We start from the raw sequence: 19,457 nt of genomic DNA, 5'->3' as shown, positions 1-19,457 counted from the left end.
CCACCTGGCTCAACGACTACAACACCGTCCATCCACATTCCGCGCTGGCAATGCGCTCGCCCGTCGAGTTCAGATCAGCGCTCAACTCCAGCCAGGCTGTCCGGTGAAATGGGGGGCACTCCACATCTCCTGCCCAGCACCGACCCCTACCGCCACTGTGGGGGATTCTATTTCCGGCGCAGGCTTCCCCGTATCTCCACATCTCTTCCGCCAATCTTTTTTGGCCTTAGGCCAACAAACGAAAATTTGTGCAGACTTGGATCGGGAAGTTGGTCGCGGAGTGGGATGCGAAGGATTCGGTGGCGCCCGCTACCGTACCAAGATCGGCGCGACGCATGTCGGTGCAGCCGCCCGCTTCGTGAAGCGCTGCGAGCGTGTCGTCCATGGACGTGCGGCCAACTGCCACGACCTCGCTGCCGTGCCGCGCAAGGTCGACCGTGACGGTCTGACCGATCCCGGTGTTGGCGGCGGCCCTCGAGGCTGAAAAACGTCATGCAATGTCCTCGCTGGCCGAATTGGGCTGGCTCAGTCCGAAGGTTTCGCGCGCTTCCTTCGTCCCCGGATCAGGCGCAGGTGGAACGGTCGAGAAGCGATCAGATCTCCGGGGAGCCGCAGCAAGACCGCCTACGTCACCCAGACCTCGCTAGAAAAAACATTGCGGCGGTCGACCGCACCCGGATTTGACCCGGCCTGCTGGAAGACCTGCCGGAGTGTCCCGAGAGCCCATCCCCCGGGGTCGCGCGCGTCGCGTGGCCATGGATGGCAGACTTGATGCGTCCCTCTCGGCACGGACAATTCTGGACACCGCTCAGGCTGCGACCTCCGCGCGCTTCCAGTCCCCTCGCAGGAGCCTACGATGGAAGGCGGGGAACTTGAGAAATTCCTCCCACAGCAAGAGCGACAGGACCCAGAATGCCGGAAGGTCGAGCCAGATCACCGCGAGCACCGTGGCCGGGACGCGGAACAGCCATTGCGCCCAGACGAAGATGTGCATGACATAGATCGTGTCGCCGCTGGCCCGCAGGGTGTTGCCGCAGATCGCGTTCGAGCCCTTCGGGAAGGGCAGGACCAGCAGGACGGGGAGGAAGCCCAGGAGGACGGCGCGGGTCTCGGTGTTCAGATCGGCGTAGAGCATGCCGGCGGACAGACAGACCGCGAACAGGAGCGCCGCGACGATCCCCGAGGCGACCAGCGCGCCGCGCCAGGCGCTGAGCAGGAAGCGGTCGAGCACGGGCTCGGGCCGCTTCTGCCCGAGCAGCTGTGCGACGATGATCCCGGTCGCCTGCGCCCATTGCATCCCGACCGTGCCGGTCACCATGATCCAGGGCGCGATCAGCGTCATCGCGGCAAACTCGTTGAGGCTCAGCCTGGCATAGATCAGCGTGCAGACCTGGGTGGCGAAGGTGGCGCTGAAGAAGGTCGCGGCGATCGGGAGGGCAAAGCCGAGATGGCGGCGCAGCGTTGCCGGGAAACTCCCCTGACGCCACCCTTCGTCGCGCAGGATCTGTCCGTCGCGGCGGAGGAAACGGCGCACCAGGAACGCGACTTGCACCGCGATCGCTATGGCGCTGCCCATCGCCGCGCCGGTGACGCCGAAGGCCGGAAGGCCCAGGTATCCGTGGATCAGTACGATGCTGGTCGCGACGTTGACCGGCAGGGACAGGCAGAAGCTGTAGAGCGGAATCCGGGTCGCGCCGCAGCCGTTGAAATAGCTCGACAGGGTCTGGCCGATCGCCTCTCCCAGGATCACCAGAGCGAAGACCGCGAGGTAGTCCCGCGCGAGGGCGCCAACCTCCGCGCTCGGCGCCATGGCGTCGAGCAGCGGGCCGCCGAACAGCGCGATCGCAATGAGGCCGATCACGCCGACCGCCAGGTTGATGGCGAGACCCGCGGCCAGCGCCGATTTCAGAAACACCGTCTCGCCGGTTCCGTAGGCCTGCGCCGTCCGGATCTGCATCGCGTTCGAGAAGGCGAGGATGCCGCCGAGAACGAACCCCGCGATGGCCGCGGCGAGCCCCATGGCCGCGAGCGAGGTCTCCCCCAGCGCCGAGACGAGATAGGTGTCGATCACCACCGTGCCATGCAGGATGATCGCCTTCAGCGTCATCGGCCACGCGAAAGCGAGCACGTTGCGCCATGTCGGGCCGGACGGGCCAGCGCCTTGGATCAGAACGGGTGTCACGGACATCGGAGCGAGGCTTTCAGGGGCGCAGCGCAACAGGCGCCCGGGCGATCACCGGACGCGCACCCGCGGCGAGCGTGGAAGAAAGGGTTGGTCTGGGGGCGTCAGACCGCCGAGGTTTCGAAGTAGTGGGCGCTGTTCTCCGAGATGCTCTCGATCGTCCTGTCGAGCCGGGACAGGTGCAGCATGCCGACCTCGATGGCCCGCTCGGCGTCATGCGCCTTCACGGCCTCGGCGATCCCGCGATGGTCGTCCACCAGTTCCGGCATGCGGTCCTCCTTGGAGAGGCCCAGCATGCAGAGGCGGTCGACCTTCGCCTTTTCCGTCATGATGATGTCGAACGCGAAGTCGATCCCGGCGATCTCGCAAAGCGTCTTGTGGAACTCGTAGTCCAGAGTGCCGAAGCCCTCGACGTCCTTGTCGACCATCGCCCGTCCCTGCTGTGCCAGCGACTCGTCCAATCTCTCCGCGCCGGCGGCATCGCAATTGGCGGCGGCAAGGCGCAGCACCTCCCGTTCGACTGCCGCCCGAACAAAGCGCGACTTGACGATCTCCTTCATCGAGAAGCGCTTCACCTCGGTGGCGCGCTGGGGCCGGATCAGCAGCAGGTCCAGATTTGCGAGCCGGCTGAACGCGTCGCGGACCGGTTGCCGCGAGACGCCGAAGCGGGCCGCGATGTCTGCCTCCGAGATCTTGTCGCCCGGGCGCAGTCGGAGTTTCAGGATCTCCTCGTGCAGAAAATCGAAAATGTCGTCTACGGCTGTCCGTCGTTCGCCGAGTTGCGTTACCTGGTCCATCGCGTCGTCTCCACCTTGTCGTACCGTCCCACTGCCGGATTCAGCGCCTCTTCCGAGATCGCCTCACGGCAGTGGGCCCGTGGCTTGCCTGCATCCTGATCCCCGGCCTCGTGGTCCGGTTCGCCCTTCGATCTGCCCTCCGACCCGCTCTGGCCACGCCGTTTTGCGTGCTCGCATCGTGCGGTTTCGAGACGGGGAACGGACATTGGGGCATTCCCCGAACCCGGCCTTCGTCGTTAAATTTCCCCACTTTTCAGCGGTCTAAAGCAGCTCGACTCCTGTTTACCATGGTTGAGACTAGTATACCAGTCAAATTACTAGTATACCAGATGGAGAGGCGGTCGAATCGGCTGTCCCGACACCATCGCCGGCGGGAGACGGCGCATCAGGGGGAGGAGCCATGGCTGGCGTACATCTCAGCGGAATCGTGAAAGCGTACGGGGCGCTCCAGGTGGTCCACGGGATCGACCTGGAGGTTCAGGAAAAGGAATTCGTCGTACTGGTCGGCCCATCCGGCTGCGGCAAGTCGACGACGTTGCGCATGATCGCCGGCCTCGAAGAGATCTCGGACGGCGATCTCAAGATCGACGGGAAGCTCGTGAACCGCGTTGCACCCAAGGATCGCGACGTGGCGATGGTGTTCCAGAACTACGCGCTCTATCCGCACCTGAACGTGGCCGACAACATCGCCTTCGGACTGCGGATCCGCAAGGAGAGCAAGGAGAAGATCGCCTCCTCCGTGGAAGAGGTCGGCGGCATCCTCGGCCTGACGCCATACCTCGAGCGCCGCCCGGCCGACCTGTCCGGCGGTCAGCGTCAGCGGGTCGCCATGGGGCGGGCAATCGTCCGCCGCCCCAAGGTTTTCCTCTTCGACGAGCCGCTCTCGAACCTCGACGCCAAGCTGCGCACCCAGATGCGCGCCGAGATCAAGCGCCTGCACAAGCGGCTGGGCGCGACCTCCATCTATGTGACCCACGATCAGGTCGAGGCGATGACGCTGGCGGACCGGATCGTCGTCATGCATGACGGCCGGATCGAGCAGATCGGCTCCCCGATGGAGTTGTTCCTGAACCCGACCAATACGTTTGTGGCAGGCTTCCTCGGATCGCCCCCGATGAACATGGTCAAGGCCCGGATCGTGGCGGGCGACCAGGGCCCGGTGGCCGAATTCGACGGTCAGCGCGTTCAGCTTCAGCAGATTCCGACGCTGACCATCGCGGTGGGGCAAGAGGTCATCCTCGGCATCCGGCCCGAATTCGTCTCGGTCTCGGACCAGACCGATCCGAACCTGATCAAGCTCGATGTGGATCTGGTGGAGACGCTGGGATCCGAGGCTCTGATCCATGCCAGCCTGCAGGGCGATCCCTTTGTCATCCGCACCGATACCGTCGGCCAGATGCATATCCTCGACGGCATCAAGGGTTTCACCATCGAACCTCACCTCGTGAAGGTGTTCGACGCCAAAACCGGTGATGCGCTGCCCGGTCAGGTGCTGGAGCAATGACCAACGATCCCAACTTCACCTCGGCTGCCGGGCCGTCGACCGAAGAGTTGATCTTCGACGCCACAGAAGCCCAGCGCCGCCGCCAACCCAGCCGCATCGAGCGGGTCGGCGACCACCTCAGGCGGGAATGGCAGCTCTACGTCATGCTGATCCCGACGATCCTGTGGCTTGCCATCTTCCTCTACAAGCCGATGTACGGGTTGCAGATCGCGTTCAAGGATTACTCGGTCTTCCGCGGCGTCGCAGGAAGCCCTTGGATCGGGTTGGAACATTTCCAGACGCTGTTCGGCAACGACCAGTTCCTGCGCGCCCTGAAGAACACGATCATCATCAGTTTCTACGGCCTGATCTTCGGCTTTCCCATGCCGATCCTGCTGGCCCTGATGTTCAACGAGATCCTCAGGCAGACCTTCAAGAAGACGGCGCAGACCATCGTCTACCTGCCCCACTTCGTCTCGTCGGTGATCATCGCGGGCATCGTCATCACCGCCTTCAGCCCGTCGGCGGGGATCGTCAACACCATGCTCGGGTGGTTCGGGATAGAGCCCATCTACTTCCTGACCAAGCCGGAATGGTTCCGACCGATCTTTGTCGGCACCGGCATCTGGCAGGAGGCGGGGTTCCAGTCGATCGTCTATCTGGCGGCCATCGCGGGGGTCTCTCCGACGCTCTACGAATCCGCGGTCGTCGACGGCGCCAGCCGCTGGCAGATGATGTGGAAGATCACCCTGCCGTCGATCCTTCCGACCATCATCATCATGCTCATCATCCGGATCGGCAACATGCTGGAGGTCTCCTTCGAGATGATCATCCTGCTCTACCAGCCGGCCACGTACGAGACCGCCGACGTCGTCAACACCTTCATCTATCGCCAGGGCATCCAGGGCGGCCAGTACGACCTCGCCGCGGCAGCGGGCCTGTTCAACGCGGTGGTAGCCTTCGTGCTGGTGATGACCGCCAACGCAATCTCCAAGCGCTACTCGCGCACATCGCTGTGGTGAGGGAGACCGGGCCATGACCAACATGAATCTCTATTCCCGCGGCGACAAGATGTTCGTCATCCTGAACATGGTCCTGATCGGCCTGTTCACCCTCTCGACGCTCTACCCGTTCATCTACATCGCCTCGCTGTCGATGAGCACAGGGTTCGAAGCCCGCGCCGGCAATGTGGTCCTGACCCCGGTCGGGTTCACCCTGGAAGCCTACAAGCAGGTGCTGAGCGAGCCGCTGTTCTGGTCGTCGTACATGAACACCTTCATCTACACGATCGGCGGCACGCTGATGAGCCTCGCGTTCATCATCCCCGGCGCCTACGCCCTGTCGAAGCCCCAGCTCTACGGGCGGCGGTTCTGGAACCTCGTCGTGGCCTTCACCATGTGGTTCAACGCCGGCCTCATCCCGTTCTTCCTGAACATGCGCGATCTGGGCCTGCTGGACAGCTACTTCGGCATCATCATCGGCTTCGCGGTCAACGGCTTCAACATCATCCTGCTGCGCAACTTCTTCGAGGGCATTCCGAAGAGCTTCGAAGAGGCGGCCCGGATGGACGGCGCCAACGAATTCCAGGTGCTCTGGAAGGTCTACATGCCGCTGTCGAAGCCGGCGATTGCCACGGTGGCCCTGTTCTGCATCGTGTCGCGCTGGAACGGCTTCTTCTGGGCCATGGTGCTCCTGCAGGATGAAGAGAAGATCCCGCTGCAGGTCTACCTGCGCAAGGTCATCGAGGAGCTGTCCGACGACGAGGAGTTCGCCACCAGCTTGCTGACCGCGGCCTACTCGGTCGAGACGGTCACCGCCGCGATCATCGTCTGCTCGATCATCCCGATCCTGCTCATCTACCCCTTCCTCCAGAAGTACTTCAGCAAGGGCATCCTGCTGGGAGGAGTGAAGGAATGAGCGACGCTCGACGTCTCCATCAGCCCCTCATTCGATCGTTTCGCAAAAGGGAGGACACCATGCGAACCTTGAAACTGGCAGCCGCGGCAATCCTCGGAACCACCGCACTGACAACCCCGGTCTTTGCACAGAACATCGAACTGCCGATCGTCGACGATCCGCTGGAACTGACCATTCACATGCATTGGGCGCGGGCCCAGGGCTACGGCCCCGGCGGCGACACCTCCAAGATCTACCCGGTCGAGGAAGTGGCGCGGGAAAAGACCAACATCCACCTCGTCGACCAAACCTCGGGCCGCAACACGACCGAACAGAGCGAGGCGATGAACCTGCTTCTGGCCGCCGGCAACCTGCCCGACATCGTCGGCGGCGCAAACATCCGGCAACCGGTGAACGAGTACGGCCCCCAGGGTGCCTTCGTGCCGCTGAACGAGCTCGTCGACGAGCACGCGCCGAACATCAAGGCGTGGTTCGACGAACACCCGGACATCTGGGACGCCATCGCGGCCTATGACGGCAACGTCTATTACATCCCCTACCTGCCCGACGGCAAATATGCCCGGGCCTGGTATGTCCGCCAGGACTGGCTGGACGCGCTGGGTCTGGAGCGTCCCGACACCGTCGATGAGCTCTACGACGTGCTGGTGGCCTTCCGCGATCAGGATCCAAACGGCAACGGCCAGAAGGACGAGATCCCCTTCTTCGTGCGCGACTGGGAAGAGGTGCTGCGCCTGCTGAACCTGTGGGACGCGCGCTCGACCGGGGCGGATGTCTACCACCAGTTCTACCTCAAGGACGGCAGAGTGGTGCATCCCTACGCGCAGGAAGCCTATCGCGATGGGCTGGCCAACATCGCGCAATGGTATGAAGAGGGCCTGATCGACGCCGAGCTCTTCACCCGCGGTTCCTCGGCGCGCGACTACCTGCTGGGCGAGAACCTGGGCGGCATGACGCATGACTGGTTCGCCTCCACCTCGGGCTACAACGTGGCGCTGGCGGACAAGATCGAGGGCTTCAACTTCGTGCCCTTCCTGCCGCCGAAATCGGTGAGCGGTCAGCGCATCGAGGAAAACCGCCGCATCCCGATGAAGCCGGACGGCTGGGCGATCAGTTACACCAACGAGCACCCGGTCGAGACCATCAAGTATTTCGACTTCTGGTTCTCCGAGGAAGGCGCGCTGCTGGCGAATTTCGGCGTCGAGGGCAAGACCTGGGACATGGTCGACGGAGAGCCGATCTACAAATCGGCGGTGCTGGACTCGGGGCAGCCGGTCAACAGCCAGATGTACCTCGAAGGGGCGCAGATCTATCGCGGCTACCCGCAGGATTACCGCTACGAATGGCAGTGGACCCGCGACGCGGCGCGCGAGGGCATCGAGCTCTACGACACCGAGGATCTCCTGGTCGAGCAGTTCCTCGGCGTGGCCTTCAACGAGGAGGAGCAGGCCGTCTACGACCGCTACTACCCCTCGATCCAGACTTACATGCTGGAGCGTCAGCAGGCCTGGATCCTCGGCACGGGCGACGTCAAGGAGGACTGGGACGGCTACATGTCGGCGCTGAACAAGATGGGCTACCAGGACGTCCTCGAGGTCATGAACTCGGCCTACGAGCGTCAGTACGGCGGCTGATCCCCCCGATCCTTCCCCACGGTCATCGCGTGCGGCCGATCAGCGGCCGCACCACCCCCCTTTACCCAGAAGAAAGTCCTCAGTGATGCGCGTCGCCGTTGTCCTTCCCAAGCTCGACGAACCCAGAACCGGACGGTTGACGATCCAGTACGCACCCGACGGCGAAACCGAGATCGTCGAGAACCCGCCGCGGTTCACCTGGCTTCCGGTGATCGAGGATGAGGCCGAATATGTGCTGCGCATCTCTGCCGATCCCGAGTTCAAGGCCGGGAACACGCAGGTCTTTGCCAACATCCCCTGGAACTTCTTCACCCCCGACGTGGCGCTGGCTCCGGGGACCTATCACTGGACCTACGCTGTCTGCGATGCGGCCGGGAAACCCGCGTCGAGCTGGAGCAGCACCCGCAGCTTCACGATCACCGAAGGCCTGCCGCAATCGCCCCTGCCCTCTCGCGACGCGCGGTTCCGCAACTCCCCCGCCAGCCATCCGCGGCTTTGGTTGACGCAATCCCGGCTGGCGGAGTTCAGAGACGCGGTAAAGGCCGATCCAAGCCATTGCACCTGGTCCACCTTCTACGAAAAATCCGTCCTGCCCTGGATGGACCGCGAGGTCATGACAGAGCCCGCGGGCTATCCCGGCCACCAGCGCACCGCGCCGGTCTGGCGGCAGACTTACATCGACCTGCAAGAGGCCATGTATGCCATCCGCCACCTCGCCATCGGCGGTCAGGTTACGCAGGATCAGGCAATGCTGGACCGGGCCAAGGCGTGGCTGCTGGAGGCGGCAAGCTGGGACCCGATGGGGGTCACCTCGCGCGCCTATACGGACGAATGGGCTTACCGGGTCACCAATGCGCTCGCCTGGGGGTACGACTGGCTCCACGACCAGCTGGACGAGGACGAGCGCGAGCGGGTGCGCAGTGCCCTCCTGACGCGCACCCGCGACATCGCGGAACACGCGATGCTCAACGCCAAGATCCACCTCTTTCCGTATGACAGCCACGCGGTGCGTTCGGTCTCGCTGACGCTGATCCCCGCCTGCATCGCGCTGCTCGGCGACGACGCGGACGACGAGGCGCGCGACTGGCTGAACTACTGCATCGAGTTCCTCGCCACGGTCTATTCGCCGTGGGGCGACAGCGATGGCGGCTGGGCCGAAGGCACCAATTACTGGATGATGGGCATGGCCTATCTCATCGAGGCGGCGAACCGGCTGAAGAGCTTCACCGGCATCGATCTCTACGAGCGGCCCTTCTTCCGCAATACCGGGGACTTTCCGCTCTTCTGCAAGGCGCCCAACACCCGCCGCGCCACCTTCGGCGACGACAGCACGCAAGGTGATCTGCCCTGCATCAAGACCGGCATCAATCTGCGCCAATACGCGGGCGTCACGGGCAACGGTGCGTACCAGTGGTACCACGAGGCGCTGATGCGCCTGAATCCGGGCACCGAAGGCGCGTTCTACAACTGGGGCTGGTGGGACACCCATTTCGACGAGCTGACCTACCTGACCGATTTCCCGCTGGTCGAAGCGTCGGACCCGCCGTCGGGCATGCGCCATTTCCGGGGCATCGGGTGGGTCGGCATCCAGCACGACATGGCCGACCCCGAAAAGCATATCCAGTTCGTGTTCAAATCCTCCCGCTTCGGGTCGATAAGCCACAGCCACGGCGACCAGAACGCCTTCTGCCTGGCCGCCTTCGGCGAGGATCTCGCGATCCAGTCGGGGCATTACGTGGCCTTCAATTCGACCATGCACCGGCTCTGGCGGCGCCAGACCCGGTCGAAGAACGCCATCCTAATCAACGGCAAGGGCCAGTACGCCGACAAGGACAAGGCCAAGGCGATGGCCGCGACCGGGCGCATCCTCGCGGCCGAAGAACGCGACGATCACACCTACATCAAGGGCGACGCGACCGCCGCCTACCAGAGCCTCTCGCCCGAGGTGACGCTGGTCGAGCGCGAGGTCTATTTCGTCCGCAACAGCTACTTCGTGATCGTCGACAGCGTCGACGCCGACAGCCCGGTGACGATCGACTGGCTGCTGCATGCCAACCAGCCCTACGACCTTGGCCGGACCTCGTTCCGCAACACCGGCGAACGGGCGGGTTTCTACGGACAGGTCGTCTGGTCCGAGGCGGGCAAGCCCGAGATCACGCAGGAAACCGGGTTTCCCGACGTGGACCCCGCGGAATACGAGGGGCTCCCAGTCTCCACCTGCCTGCAGGCGCGCTACCCCGCCGCCACGCGCCACCGCATCGCTACGCTGCTGGTGCCCTACCGCCTGGCCGAGCCCAAGCGCATTTTCCACTTCCTCGACGACCAGGGCTACGACGCCGACCTCTACTTCACCGATGCCGACGAGAACACGTTTCGGGTGGTGATGAAGAAGCTGGCCAAGACCTGACACGCCTACGCGGAGACACGCACATGCCCGTAAAGAACTACTTCCCGGCCAGCGAGAACGCCCGGTTCGACGCCGGCGGCGGCCTCAGCCGCAAGGTCGGCGCCTGGAACGAGAACGCCATGGTCGTCGAGGTGCATTTCGAGACCGGCACGGTGGCCCCGCGCCACCACCACCCGCATGAGCAGATCACCTACGTGATCTCGGGCAAGTTCGAGTTCACCGTCGGCGACGACACCTACGTCGTCGGAGCCGGGGACTCGCTCTACAAGCAGCCCGACATCGAACACGGCGCGACCTGCCTGGAGGCAGGGACCCTCCTCGATATCTTCACGCCGCACCGCGAAGATTTCCTCTGATCCAGCACATCACGACACAGACGAATGGGAGAGCACGACATGACCAAACCTGTCATCGGCTTCATCGGTCTCGGCCTCATGGGCGGCAACATGGTGGAGAACCTCCAGAAGAAAGGCTTCGAACTGGTCGTCATGGACCTCAACAAGGACGCGGTGAACGCGGTCCTCGCCCGTGGCAACGCCAAAGAGGCCGGATCGCCCAGGGAACTCGCCGAGGCGAGCGACATCGTGATGCTGTGTCTCACCACATCCGAGGTGGTCGAACGGGTCGTCTATGGTGACAACGGCATCTTGGCCGGCATCCGGGACGGCGCCGTTCTGATCGATTTCGGCACCTCGATACCGGCCTCTACCCGCAAGATCGGCGCCGATCTGGCCAGGAAAGGCGCGGGCATGGTCGATGCGCCGCTGGGCCGCACACCGGCCCATGCCAAGGACGGGCTGCTGAACATCATGGCCGCCGGAGACAAGGCCACCTTCGACAAGGTCAAGCCGGTGCTCGACGAGCAGGGCGAAAACGTCTTCTACCTGGGCGCGCTTGGCGCGGGCCATACCACCAAGCTGATCAACAACTTCATGGGCATGACCACGGTCTGCACGATGAGCCAGGCCTTCGCTGTCGCGGCCCGCGCCGGCGTCGACCGCCAGCAGCTCTACGAGATCATGTCGACCGGGCCGTCGAATTCGCCCTTCATGGGCTTCTGCAAGAACTACGCCGTCGACGGTGTCAGCGACCTCGGGTTCTCGATCAACAACGCCAACAAGGATCTCGGCTATTTCCTCAAGATGGCCGAGGATCTTGGCACCCGGGCCGAGATTGCCGAAGGCACGTCGCACAACCTTCAGGCCGCCGTGGAGGCCGGTCTGGGCGACGGCAACGTGCCGGAAATCTTCGACTATTTCCTGAACCTGGAGATCGACGGCAAAGGCGCCGAAGCGCGCAAGACGATGGCAGCAACCTGATGAGACTGAGAAACAAGACAGCCATCGTGACCGGCGGCGGGCGGGATATCGGTCGGGCCTGCGCGATCAAGCTGGCCTCCGAGGGCGCCAATGTGGCCATCAACTATTTCTCCAGCAGCGCAGGCGCTGAAGCCACCGTGGCTGAGATAGAGGGGCTGGGCGGCAAGGCCATCGCCGTTCAAGGCGATCTGAACGATCCCGCAGATGTCGAAACGCTTGTATCCCGAGCGGTCGATGCCTTCGGGCGCGTCGATATCCTCGTCAACAATGCAGGCGGCCTGATCGCCCGCAAGTCCATTGCCGAGATGCCGCTCGAGCACTGGCGGGCCGTCATGGACGTCAACCTCACCAGCACCTTCCTCATGATCAAGGCATGCCTGTCGCACATGACGGCCGGCACCATCGTCAATATCGCCAGTCAGGCCGCGCGCGACGGCGGCGGGCCCGGCGCCGTGGCCTATGCCACGTCCAAGGGCGCGGTGATGACCATGACCCGCGGCCTCGCCAAGGAACTGGGCCCGGCGATCCGCGTGAACGCTCTCTGTCCCGGGATGATCGACACCGATTTCCACAACATCCACACCGCGGACGCCGCGCGGCGCGGCTACGAGGCTGCGGCCCCGGTGAAACGCCAGGGCCTGCCCGAGGACATCGCGAACCTCGTGCTGTTCCTGGCCAGCGACGACTCGGCCTTCATCACCGGGGCCAATGTCGACATCAACGGCGGCGTGCTCTTCAGCTGAGCGCCCCGCCACCCCGCAATCCCGCCGCCGCCATCGCCACGCCCTCGGGCGCACAGGAGACCTGCATGCTGAAAGTCCTCATTGCCGGAACCGGCTTTGCCGGCCAGGGACACGCCGATGCCTTCCGCGCGGCGGGGGCCCAAGTGGTGGGCATGGTCGGGCGCACGCCCGAGATTGTCCGCGACGTCGCCGCGAAGAAGGGCATTCCCCATGCCGGAACCGACTGGCAGGAGGCGCTGACCCTGTGCCGCCCGGATATCGTGTCGATCGCGACGCCGGGCGGCGCGCATTACGATCCCATCCGGCAGGCCATCGCAGCGGGCTGTCACGTCTTTGTCGACAAGCCGATGACCGAAAGCGGCGCGACGGCGGCCGCCCTGCGTGACCTCGCACAGGCGAAAGGCGTGAAGACCGCCTATGCGGCCAGCTTTCGCTATACCCCGTCGGTCCTGCATGCCCGGCGGCTGGTCGCCGAGGGCGCCATCGGGGCGCCGACCGAGGTCGAGTGCATCTCGCATTTCAACCTCGAACGCGGCATTCCGTTCGGCTGGTCGCACCGGGCGGAACAGGGCGGCGGGCGGCTCAACAACAACTTCACGCACACGCTGTCCATCGTGTGCTCGGTGATCGGCGACGACATCCTCCGGGTCGCCGGAGAGGTGCGCGACGATCTCGGCCGCGCGCCCATCGTCGAGGGCGTGCATGATTTCACCAAACGGCGCGACTTCATCCCCAAGGACCTGTCCGATCCCGCGCTGACATGGGGCGACAGCAACGTCGAATGGTCCTACACGGCGCTCGCGCAGATCGGGAGCCCTTACGCCGATCGCCCGGTCTCGGCGCTGTTTCGCCATGGCGCGCTGGTGCCCCGCTTTCGCGAGGATCACATCGTCTTCTACGGCACGAAAGGCGCGCTCTACCTCGAAGGCCATTACGGCAGCGGGCCGCTCCACCTGTGGGACGGGGCGTGGCGGCAACCGCCGCTGCCGCAGGATATCGCGGAGGCGGTGCCGGATGTCGCCGGCGAGACGGAACAGTGCTGGCATCACCTCGTGCGGGAGTTCCTGCGCGACATAAGCGGTGAGGCGGTGGAGCCCTATCCGACCTTCCGCGAAGGCAGCCAGTACCAGCACATCATCGACCTGATCCGGCGGAACGGCAGCTGGACGGAGTTGGACGGATCGACCGAACTTAGGGCGGCCCGGCCATGAAGATCACCGATGCCAAGGTGTTCGTCGGCGGCCCCGGCAAGAACTACGTCACGCTCAAGATCCTGACCGACCAGGGCGTCTACGGGCTGGGCGACGCCACGCTGAACAACCGCGAAACCCTGCCCGCCGCCTACCTGCGCGACTACATCGTCCCGAACCTGATCGGCATGGACCCGCGCAACAGCGAGGACATCTGGCAGTTTCTCTATCGCGGCGCCTATTTCCGGCGCGGCCCAGTCGCGATGGCCGCGTGTGGCGCCGTCGATATGGCGCTCTGGGACATCAAGGGCAAGCTGGCGGGCCTGCCGGTCTACCAGCTTCTCGGCGGCAAGAGCCGCGACGGTGCGCTGGTCTATGCTCACGCCACCGGGACCGACCTGCCGGACCTGATGGAGGCGATCACGCATTACGTGGACCAGGGCTACAAGGCCGTGCGCGTGCAGTGCGGCATCCCCGGCATGCCCTCGGCCAGCTACGCGGTTCCCGAGACCCGCGGCGAGGGCAAGCACTACATCTCCGATTTCTCCGGCATCCGGCCCAAGATCGAGACCTGGGATACCGGGCGCTACATGCGCTACATGCCCGGCGCGCTGATGGAGATCCGCGACCGTTTCGGCCCCGACCTGCACATCCTGCACGACGTCCACCACAGGCTCTTGCCGCGCGAGGCGGCGGAGTTCGCCAAGGCCGTCGAGCCGGTCGGCCTCTACTGGCTCGAGGATCCGACACCGGCCGAAGACCAGGAGGCGCTGCGGCTCATCCGTCAGCACGCCACCACGCCCATCGCGATCGGCGAGGTGTTCAACTCGATCTGGGAGTGCAACCGGCTGATCGAGACCGAGATGATCGACTTCATCCGCGTCGCCGTCACCTATGCCGGCGGCATCACCCATGTCCGGCGCATCGTCGATCTGGCCGGTCTGCACCACGTGCGCACCGGGTTTCACGGCGCCCCGAGCCATTCCCCGATCAGCATGGCGGCGCAGGCGCACCTGAACGCCTGGGCGCCGAACTTCGGAATCCAGGAATACCTCGTCCTCGGCACGCCCGAATGCGACGCGCTGTTTCCCTCGGAGCACCGGATGGAGCACGGAATGATGCATGTCAGTGATGCACCGGGCCTCGGCGTCGACTTCGACGAGGCTGAGGCCGCGCGCTACGAGTACACGCCCGGCAGCCACCCGGTCGTCCGGCTCACGGATGGCACGATGTGGAACTACTGACCCCCAGCCGGCTGGGGCTCCGCGTTCTTGCCAGCGGCGAGTGCATGGCCGAACGCGCGCCGCTCTAGGCACCGGGGGACTATCGCCCGGGGGTTCGCCGGGGATACGTCCAACACCGCCTGGTATCTGGCCCGCCTGCGGCCCGACGCGGCCGTCTCCCATGGCACCGCTGTCGGCACCGACAAGCTGTCGCGCGAGAGGCCCGCGCCCTTCGCGGCGGCCGGCATCGACGATGTCCATGTGCGCACACTGCCGGGTCGGACCGTGGGGCTCTATCTCATCGCCCTCGATCGGGGGGAGCGCAGTTTCTCCTACTGGCGGGGGCAATCCGCCGCCCGGCACCTGGGCGACGACCGGCAGGCGCGGGCGCGGGCGATCGATACCGCCGATCTGGTCTACTTCCCGCGGATCACTCTGGCCCTCTCCCCCGAAACGCCCGCGGCGTCGGGCGCGCATTTGGCATGCGGCCCCACGGTCGGGGTCGAGACGTCCACCCGGCCGCCGTGGCGCAGCGCATCCCAGGACTCCTGCTGCGACAGGAAGACCCGCCCGGTGAGCGCGTCTAGGAAATGGCTGCGGCGCAGGCGGTCCATCACCGGGCCCTTCACCTCGCTCAGATGCAGGCGGATGCCGGCCTCGTGGAGCCGCGCATTGATCGCCTCCAGCGAATGCAGCGCCGAGAGGTCGATCTCGTTGACCGCGGAGAATTGCAGCACCACTTCGCGGAGTTCGGGCCGGTCGGCGATGTATTCGGAGAGCCGGTCCTCGAGGAACCGGGCATTGGGGAAGTAGAGGCTTTCATCCATCCGCAGCATCAGCATGTGGGGCTGGGTCTCGACCCGGTGGCGCAGCACGTTGCGGAAATGCTCGGTGCCGGGCACCCGGCCCACCACGGCGATATGCGGCCGCGAGGTCTTGTAGAGATGCAAAAGGATCGAGGTCGCCACGCCGGCGGCCACGCCGGCCTCGACGCCGATCAGGAGGGTGAGCAGGATGGTGAGGCTGACCGCGGCGAAATCGGTGCGCGAGATCCACCAGGCATGGCGCAGCACCGTGAGATCGACGAGGCTCAGCACCGCGACGATGATGGTCGCCGCCAGCGTGGCGGTGGGCAGGAAATAGAGCAGCGGCGTGAGGAACAAAGCCGCCAGCGCCAGCCCCACCGCGGTGAAGGCGCCCGCCGCCTGGGTCTCGGCCCCGGCATCGTGGTTGACCACCGAGCGCGCGAAGCCGCCGGTGACCGGGAAGCCCCCGGTGAAGGCGGCGCCGAGATTGGCGGTGCCGAGGCCGATCAGCTCCTGGTCGGGGTCGATGCGCTGGCGCTTCTTGGCGGCCAGCGTCTGCGCCACCGAGATCGACTCGACGAAGCCGATGATCGAGATCAGGAAGGCCGGCAGGGCCAGCGCGCCCAAGGTGGCGGGCGAGAGATCCGGCAGGGTCAGGGGCGGCAGCTGGCCCGGCACGGCGCCCACGATGGCCACGCCCCGGGCCTCCAGGTCGAGGGCCGAGACCGCCAGCGTCGTCACCACCACGGCGAGGATCGGCCCGGCCTTGGCGCCGGCATCGGCGGCGCGCTCCCCGAGCCCGATCCGGCGCAGGGCCGGTTTCATCCCACGCCGCACCCAGAACAGGAAGGCCAGCGCGGCGACGCCGATCACGACGGTGACGAGGTGGATGTCGCCCAGCCCCTCGTAGAGATTCGCGCCGATCTCGATCAGGTCGTGCCCGCCGCCCTCGATGCCGAGGATGTGGCGCAGCTGGCTGGCCGCGATCAGGATGCCGGAGGCGGCGATGAAGCCCGCGATCACCGGGTGCGACAGGAAATTGGCGAGAAAGCCGAGCTTCAGCAGGCCGAGCGCCAGCAGCATCGCCCCCGACAGGAGCGCCAGCGACAGCGCCGCGGTGACCGGGTCGATGCCCGCGCCGCCGAGCTTGCCGATCGCCGCCGCGGTCATCAGCGACAGCACCGCCACCGGCCCGACCGCGAGGCTGCGGCTGGTGCCGAAGGCGGCGTAGAGGATGATCGGCAGGATCGAGGCGTAGATCCCCGCCTCGGGCGGCAGGCCCGCCAGCATCGCGTAGGCCAGCGATTGCGGCACCAGCATGATCGTCACGATCCCCGCGGCGAGCAGGTCGCCGGAGAGGCAGGCGCGGTTGTAGCGCCGGCCCCAGTCGAGGATCGGGAGATAGCGCTTCAGCATGACGGACCCCCTGCCCGGTGCGGATCAGGAGACCGGCAGCCCGGCCTCCGTCCAGCCCTTCAGACCGCCCTCGATCACGCTGGCGCGGTAGCCCATGCGGGTCAGGGTGTGGGCGGCCATGGCGGCCCGGGCACCGGAGGCGCAGAGCACGTGCACCCTGGCCTTGTCGCGGATCCCGGCGAGCCGCGCCTCGGTCGCCCCGCTGTCGGGATCGGCCTTGGCCTCCAGCACGCCGCGCGGCACGTGCAGCGCCCCGTCGATCCGGCCGTCGCTGTCCAGCTCGCCGGGTTCGCGGACATCGAGGATCAAATCGCCCGACGCTTGCGCCTTCTGCGCCTCTTCCGGGGTGACCGAGGTGATGTTGGCCTTCGCATCGGCCACCAGGTCCTTCACGCTCATCGGCATCGCAACGCTCCTTTCAGAGTTCTAGGGGGGTCTCGGAGGTCTCGGGGGCTCTCACAGGTCCTTGTCGATCGGGATCTTCAGGTAGGAATGGCCGTCGCTCTCGGGCTCCGGCAGGCGCCCGCCGCGCAGGTTGATCTGCAGCGCGGCGAGCATCCGGTCCGGCAGCGGCAGGGTGGCATCGCGCGCGTCGCGCAGCTTGATGAAATCCTCCTTGCGGGTGCCTTCCTTGACATGCGGGTTGCGCGTCTTGTGCTCGGCCACGGTGGCTTCCCAGGCCGGCTCCTTGCGCTCCTTGGTGCCGTAATCGTGGCCCACGAAGAGACGGGTGTTGTCGGGCAGCGCGAGGATCTCCTGAATCGAGTCCCACAATTCCCCGGTGGTGCCGCCCGGGAAATCGGCCCGCGAGGTGCCGACATCCACATGCATGAACGTGTCGTGCACGAAGGCCGCATCGCCGCAGATATAGGAGATCGAGCCCAGCGTATGCCCGGGCGACAGCATGACCCGCATGTCGAGCTCGCCGAGCTTGAAGGTCTCGCCGGCCTTGAACAGACGGTCGAAATCCTTCTCCGGATCGAAGGCATCGGGCATGTTGTAGATGCCGCGCCAGATCTCGGCGATCTCGGGCACCATGCCGCCGATCGCGTTGGGCGCCCCGGTGCGCGCCTTCAGTCGAGCCGAGGCCATGACGTGGTCGGCATGGGGGTGGGTGTCGAGCACCCATGCGACCTCGAGCCCCTGACCCTCGACGATGCTCATGACCTGGTCGATGCTCTCTTCGGAAGTCGTCGACTCGCCGGGATCGTAGTTCAGCACGACATCGATCAGCGCCGCCTTGCGGGTCGCCGGATCGGCGCAGATGTACTGGATGGACCCGGTATCCGGCTCGTAGATGCCCCAGACCTCGGGGCTGCCCGCTCCGGTGGAGGGCGAGAAGCGGACTTTCTTGTCGCCCTCACTGTAATCCTTGGCCATTTCAGGCTCCTTTCGCTTGCATCAGGGGTTTGGCCCCGCCCTGCCCGAGCCACAGCCCGATCAGCATGGCGGGCAAAAAGACGAGGGCGCCCGGGGCCAGCATCGGCTGCGCGGTCCAGGCCGGGCCGGGGCAGAAGCCGCCGATGCCCCAGCCCAGGCCGAAGATCGCCGCCCCGGTGAGCAGCTTGCCGTCGATCGCATTGTTGGTCGGCATGTCGAACGTTTCACCATAAACCGGCGCCGGACGCTTCCAGGCCCAGCGATAGCCCAGGAAGGCGGTCAGCGAGGCGCCGCCCATGACGAAGGCGAGGCTCGGATCCCAGGTCCCGAACAGGTCGAGGAAATTCAGCACCTTGGCCGGGTTGGCCATGCCCGAGATGACGAGGCCGAGGCCGAAGACCAAGCCCGAGACGAATCCTGCAATGAGACGCATGGCGCTCTCCTCAGATCACGTGGCGCAGGACGAAGACCGCCAGCGCCGCCGTCGCCATGAAGGTCAGCACCGCCGCCAGCGAGCGTTTCGAGAGCCGCGCCAGCCCAGAGACGCCGTGCCCGGAGGTGCAGCCCGAGCCGATCGCGGTGCCGAGGCCCACCAGCAGGCCCGCCGCGACCATGCCGAACAGGTTGTCGGGCACGGTCTGCGGGGGCCGCTGCCCGGCAAAGGCCGCGTAGAGCAGCGGCGCCGCCAGCAGGCCGAGGATGAAGGTGATACGCCAGCCCCGGTCCCGGGGTCCGCCGGCCTGCGGCACCACCGCGCCGATCAGGCCCTTGGTGATCCCGGAAATCCCGGCGATCTTGCCCAGCAGGACCATCACCATCACCGAGCTGATGCCGATCAGGATGCCCCCGAAGAGCGAGGCCCATGGCGTGAAGGCGGTTGCGGTCTCGAGCTCCATGGGGCACCCCTTCCGGTTCAACTTCCCAAATCCGCGCAGGTGGGTTATATTCGCATCTCGTTTATTA

At 65.6% G+C, this 19,457-nt stretch carries 18 protein-coding genes and 1 pseudogene; 11 read left to right on the top strand and 8 right to left on the bottom strand.

Annotated features, from left to right (window positions below):
- Positions 1–226: 226 nt before the first annotated feature.
- The 3 genes from ACXYMW_RS05510 to ACXYMW_RS05500 form a co-directional block, all read right to left on the bottom strand.
- Positions 227–385 carry a hypothetical protein gene (locus ACXYMW_RS05510; RefSeq protein WP_459034293.1) on the bottom strand — a complete coding sequence of 53 codons (159 nt, stop codon included), beginning with the start codon at positions 383–385 and terminating at the stop codon, positions 227–229.
- A gap of 423 nt (positions 386–808) precedes the next feature.
- Complete coding sequence (locus tag ACXYMW_RS05505) at positions 809–2,107, bottom strand: MATE family efflux transporter (protein ID WP_459034292.1); 1,299 nt, start codon at positions 2,105–2,107, stop codon at positions 809–811.
- A gap of 179 nt (positions 2,108–2,286) precedes the next feature.
- Entirely contained in the window at positions 2,287–2,979 is a 693-nt protein-coding gene (locus tag ACXYMW_RS05500) for a GntR family transcriptional regulator (RefSeq protein ID WP_459034291.1), read from the bottom strand.
- Positions 2,980–3,379: 400 nt separating this feature from the next.
- On the opposite strand from ACXYMW_RS05500, the gene ACXYMW_RS05495 reads away from it, so the two are divergent.
- The 11 genes and pseudogenes from ACXYMW_RS05495 to ACXYMW_RS05445 form a co-directional block, all read left to right on the top strand.
- A complete protein-coding gene (locus tag ACXYMW_RS05495; RefSeq protein WP_459034290.1) occupies positions 3,380–4,483 on the top strand; it encodes an ABC transporter ATP-binding protein in 1,104 nt (367 codons plus the stop codon).
- Positions 4,480–5,484 carry an ABC transporter permease gene (locus ACXYMW_RS05490; RefSeq protein WP_459034289.1) on the top strand — a complete coding sequence of 335 codons (1,005 nt, stop codon included), beginning with the start codon at positions 4,480–4,482 and terminating at the stop codon, positions 5,482–5,484. Before ACXYMW_RS05495 ends, ACXYMW_RS05490 begins: the two co-directional genes overlap by 4 nt.
- A 13-nt stretch (positions 5,485–5,497) precedes the next feature.
- On the top strand, positions 5,498–6,379 hold the full coding sequence (locus ACXYMW_RS05485; RefSeq protein ID WP_459034288.1) for a carbohydrate ABC transporter permease: 882 nt from the start codon (positions 5,498–5,500) through the stop codon (positions 6,377–6,379).
- A 59-nt stretch (positions 6,380–6,438) separates the two neighbouring features.
- Positions 6,439–8,010 (top strand): extracellular solute-binding protein, encoded by a 1,572-nt coding sequence (locus ACXYMW_RS05480; RefSeq protein WP_459034287.1) that lies wholly within the window; start codon positions 6,439–6,441, stop codon positions 8,008–8,010.
- A gap of 85 nt (positions 8,011–8,095) precedes the next feature.
- A complete protein-coding gene (locus ACXYMW_RS05475) occupies positions 8,096–10,417 on the top strand; it encodes a DUF4962 domain-containing protein (RefSeq protein WP_459034286.1) in 2,322 nt (773 codons plus the stop codon).
- Between the two features lie 23 nt (positions 10,418–10,440).
- Complete coding sequence (locus ACXYMW_RS05470; RefSeq protein WP_459034285.1) at positions 10,441–10,773, top strand: cupin domain-containing protein; 333 nt, start codon at positions 10,441–10,443, stop codon at positions 10,771–10,773.
- A gap of 39 nt (positions 10,774–10,812) precedes the next feature.
- Complete coding sequence (locus ACXYMW_RS05465; RefSeq protein WP_459034284.1) at positions 10,813–11,736, top strand: NAD(P)-dependent oxidoreductase; 924 nt, start codon at positions 10,813–10,815, stop codon at positions 11,734–11,736.
- The gene (locus ACXYMW_RS05460) at positions 11,736–12,479 is read left to right on the top strand and encodes an SDR family NAD(P)-dependent oxidoreductase (protein ID WP_459034283.1); all 744 of its coding nucleotides are present in this window, start codon (positions 11,736–11,738) and stop codon (positions 12,477–12,479) included. The genes ACXYMW_RS05465 and ACXYMW_RS05460 overlap by 1 nt, the downstream gene beginning before the upstream one ends.
- A 65-nt stretch (positions 12,480–12,544) precedes the next feature.
- On the top strand, positions 12,545–13,690 hold the full coding sequence (locus ACXYMW_RS05455; protein ID WP_459034282.1) for a Gfo/Idh/MocA family protein: 1,146 nt from the start codon (positions 12,545–12,547) through the stop codon (positions 13,688–13,690).
- Complete coding sequence (manD, locus tag ACXYMW_RS05450; protein ID WP_459034281.1) at positions 13,687–14,913, top strand: D-mannonate dehydratase ManD; 1,227 nt, start codon at positions 13,687–13,689, stop codon at positions 14,911–14,913. Before ACXYMW_RS05455 ends, manD begins: the two co-directional genes overlap by 4 nt.
- Before the next feature lie 27 nt (positions 14,914–14,940).
- Positions 14,941–15,303 (top strand): annotated as a pseudogene (locus tag ACXYMW_RS05445) (PfkB family carbohydrate kinase); the annotation flags it as partial.
- Positions 15,304–15,308: 5 nt separating this feature from the next.
- On the opposite strand, the gene ACXYMW_RS05440 reads toward ACXYMW_RS05445, so the two are convergent.
- The 5 genes from ACXYMW_RS05440 to ACXYMW_RS05420 are packed head-to-tail and all read right to left on the bottom strand — an operon-like array spanning position 15,309 to position 19,390.
- Entirely contained in the window at positions 15,309–17,114 is a 1,806-nt protein-coding gene (locus tag ACXYMW_RS05440) for a SulP family inorganic anion transporter (protein ID WP_459034280.1), read from the bottom strand.
- A gap of 24 nt (positions 17,115–17,138) precedes the next feature.
- Positions 17,139–17,519 (bottom strand): rhodanese-like domain-containing protein, encoded by a 381-nt coding sequence (locus tag ACXYMW_RS05435; RefSeq protein WP_459034279.1) that lies wholly within the window; start codon positions 17,517–17,519, stop codon positions 17,139–17,141.
- Between the two features lie 51 nt (positions 17,520–17,570).
- Positions 17,571–18,494 carry an MBL fold metallo-hydrolase gene (locus tag ACXYMW_RS05430; protein WP_459034278.1) on the bottom strand — a complete coding sequence of 308 codons (924 nt, stop codon included), beginning with the start codon at positions 18,492–18,494 and terminating at the stop codon, positions 17,571–17,573.
- 1 nt (position 18,495) lies between these two features.
- Positions 18,496–18,927, bottom strand: coding sequence for a DUF6691 family protein (locus ACXYMW_RS05425; RefSeq protein ID WP_459034277.1), 432 nt, complete (start codon positions 18,925–18,927; stop codon positions 18,496–18,498).
- 10 nt (positions 18,928–18,937) lie between these two features.
- A complete protein-coding gene (locus ACXYMW_RS05420) occupies positions 18,938–19,390 on the bottom strand; it encodes a YeeE/YedE family protein (protein ID WP_459034276.1) in 453 nt (150 codons plus the stop codon).
- Positions 19,391–19,457 lie beyond the last annotated feature (67 nt).

It is taken from the genome of Roseivivax sp. CAU 1761, assembly GCF_054482755.1.
Note: the sequence above shows the minus strand (reverse complement) of the source record. Positions and strands in the feature narration are given on the sequence as shown.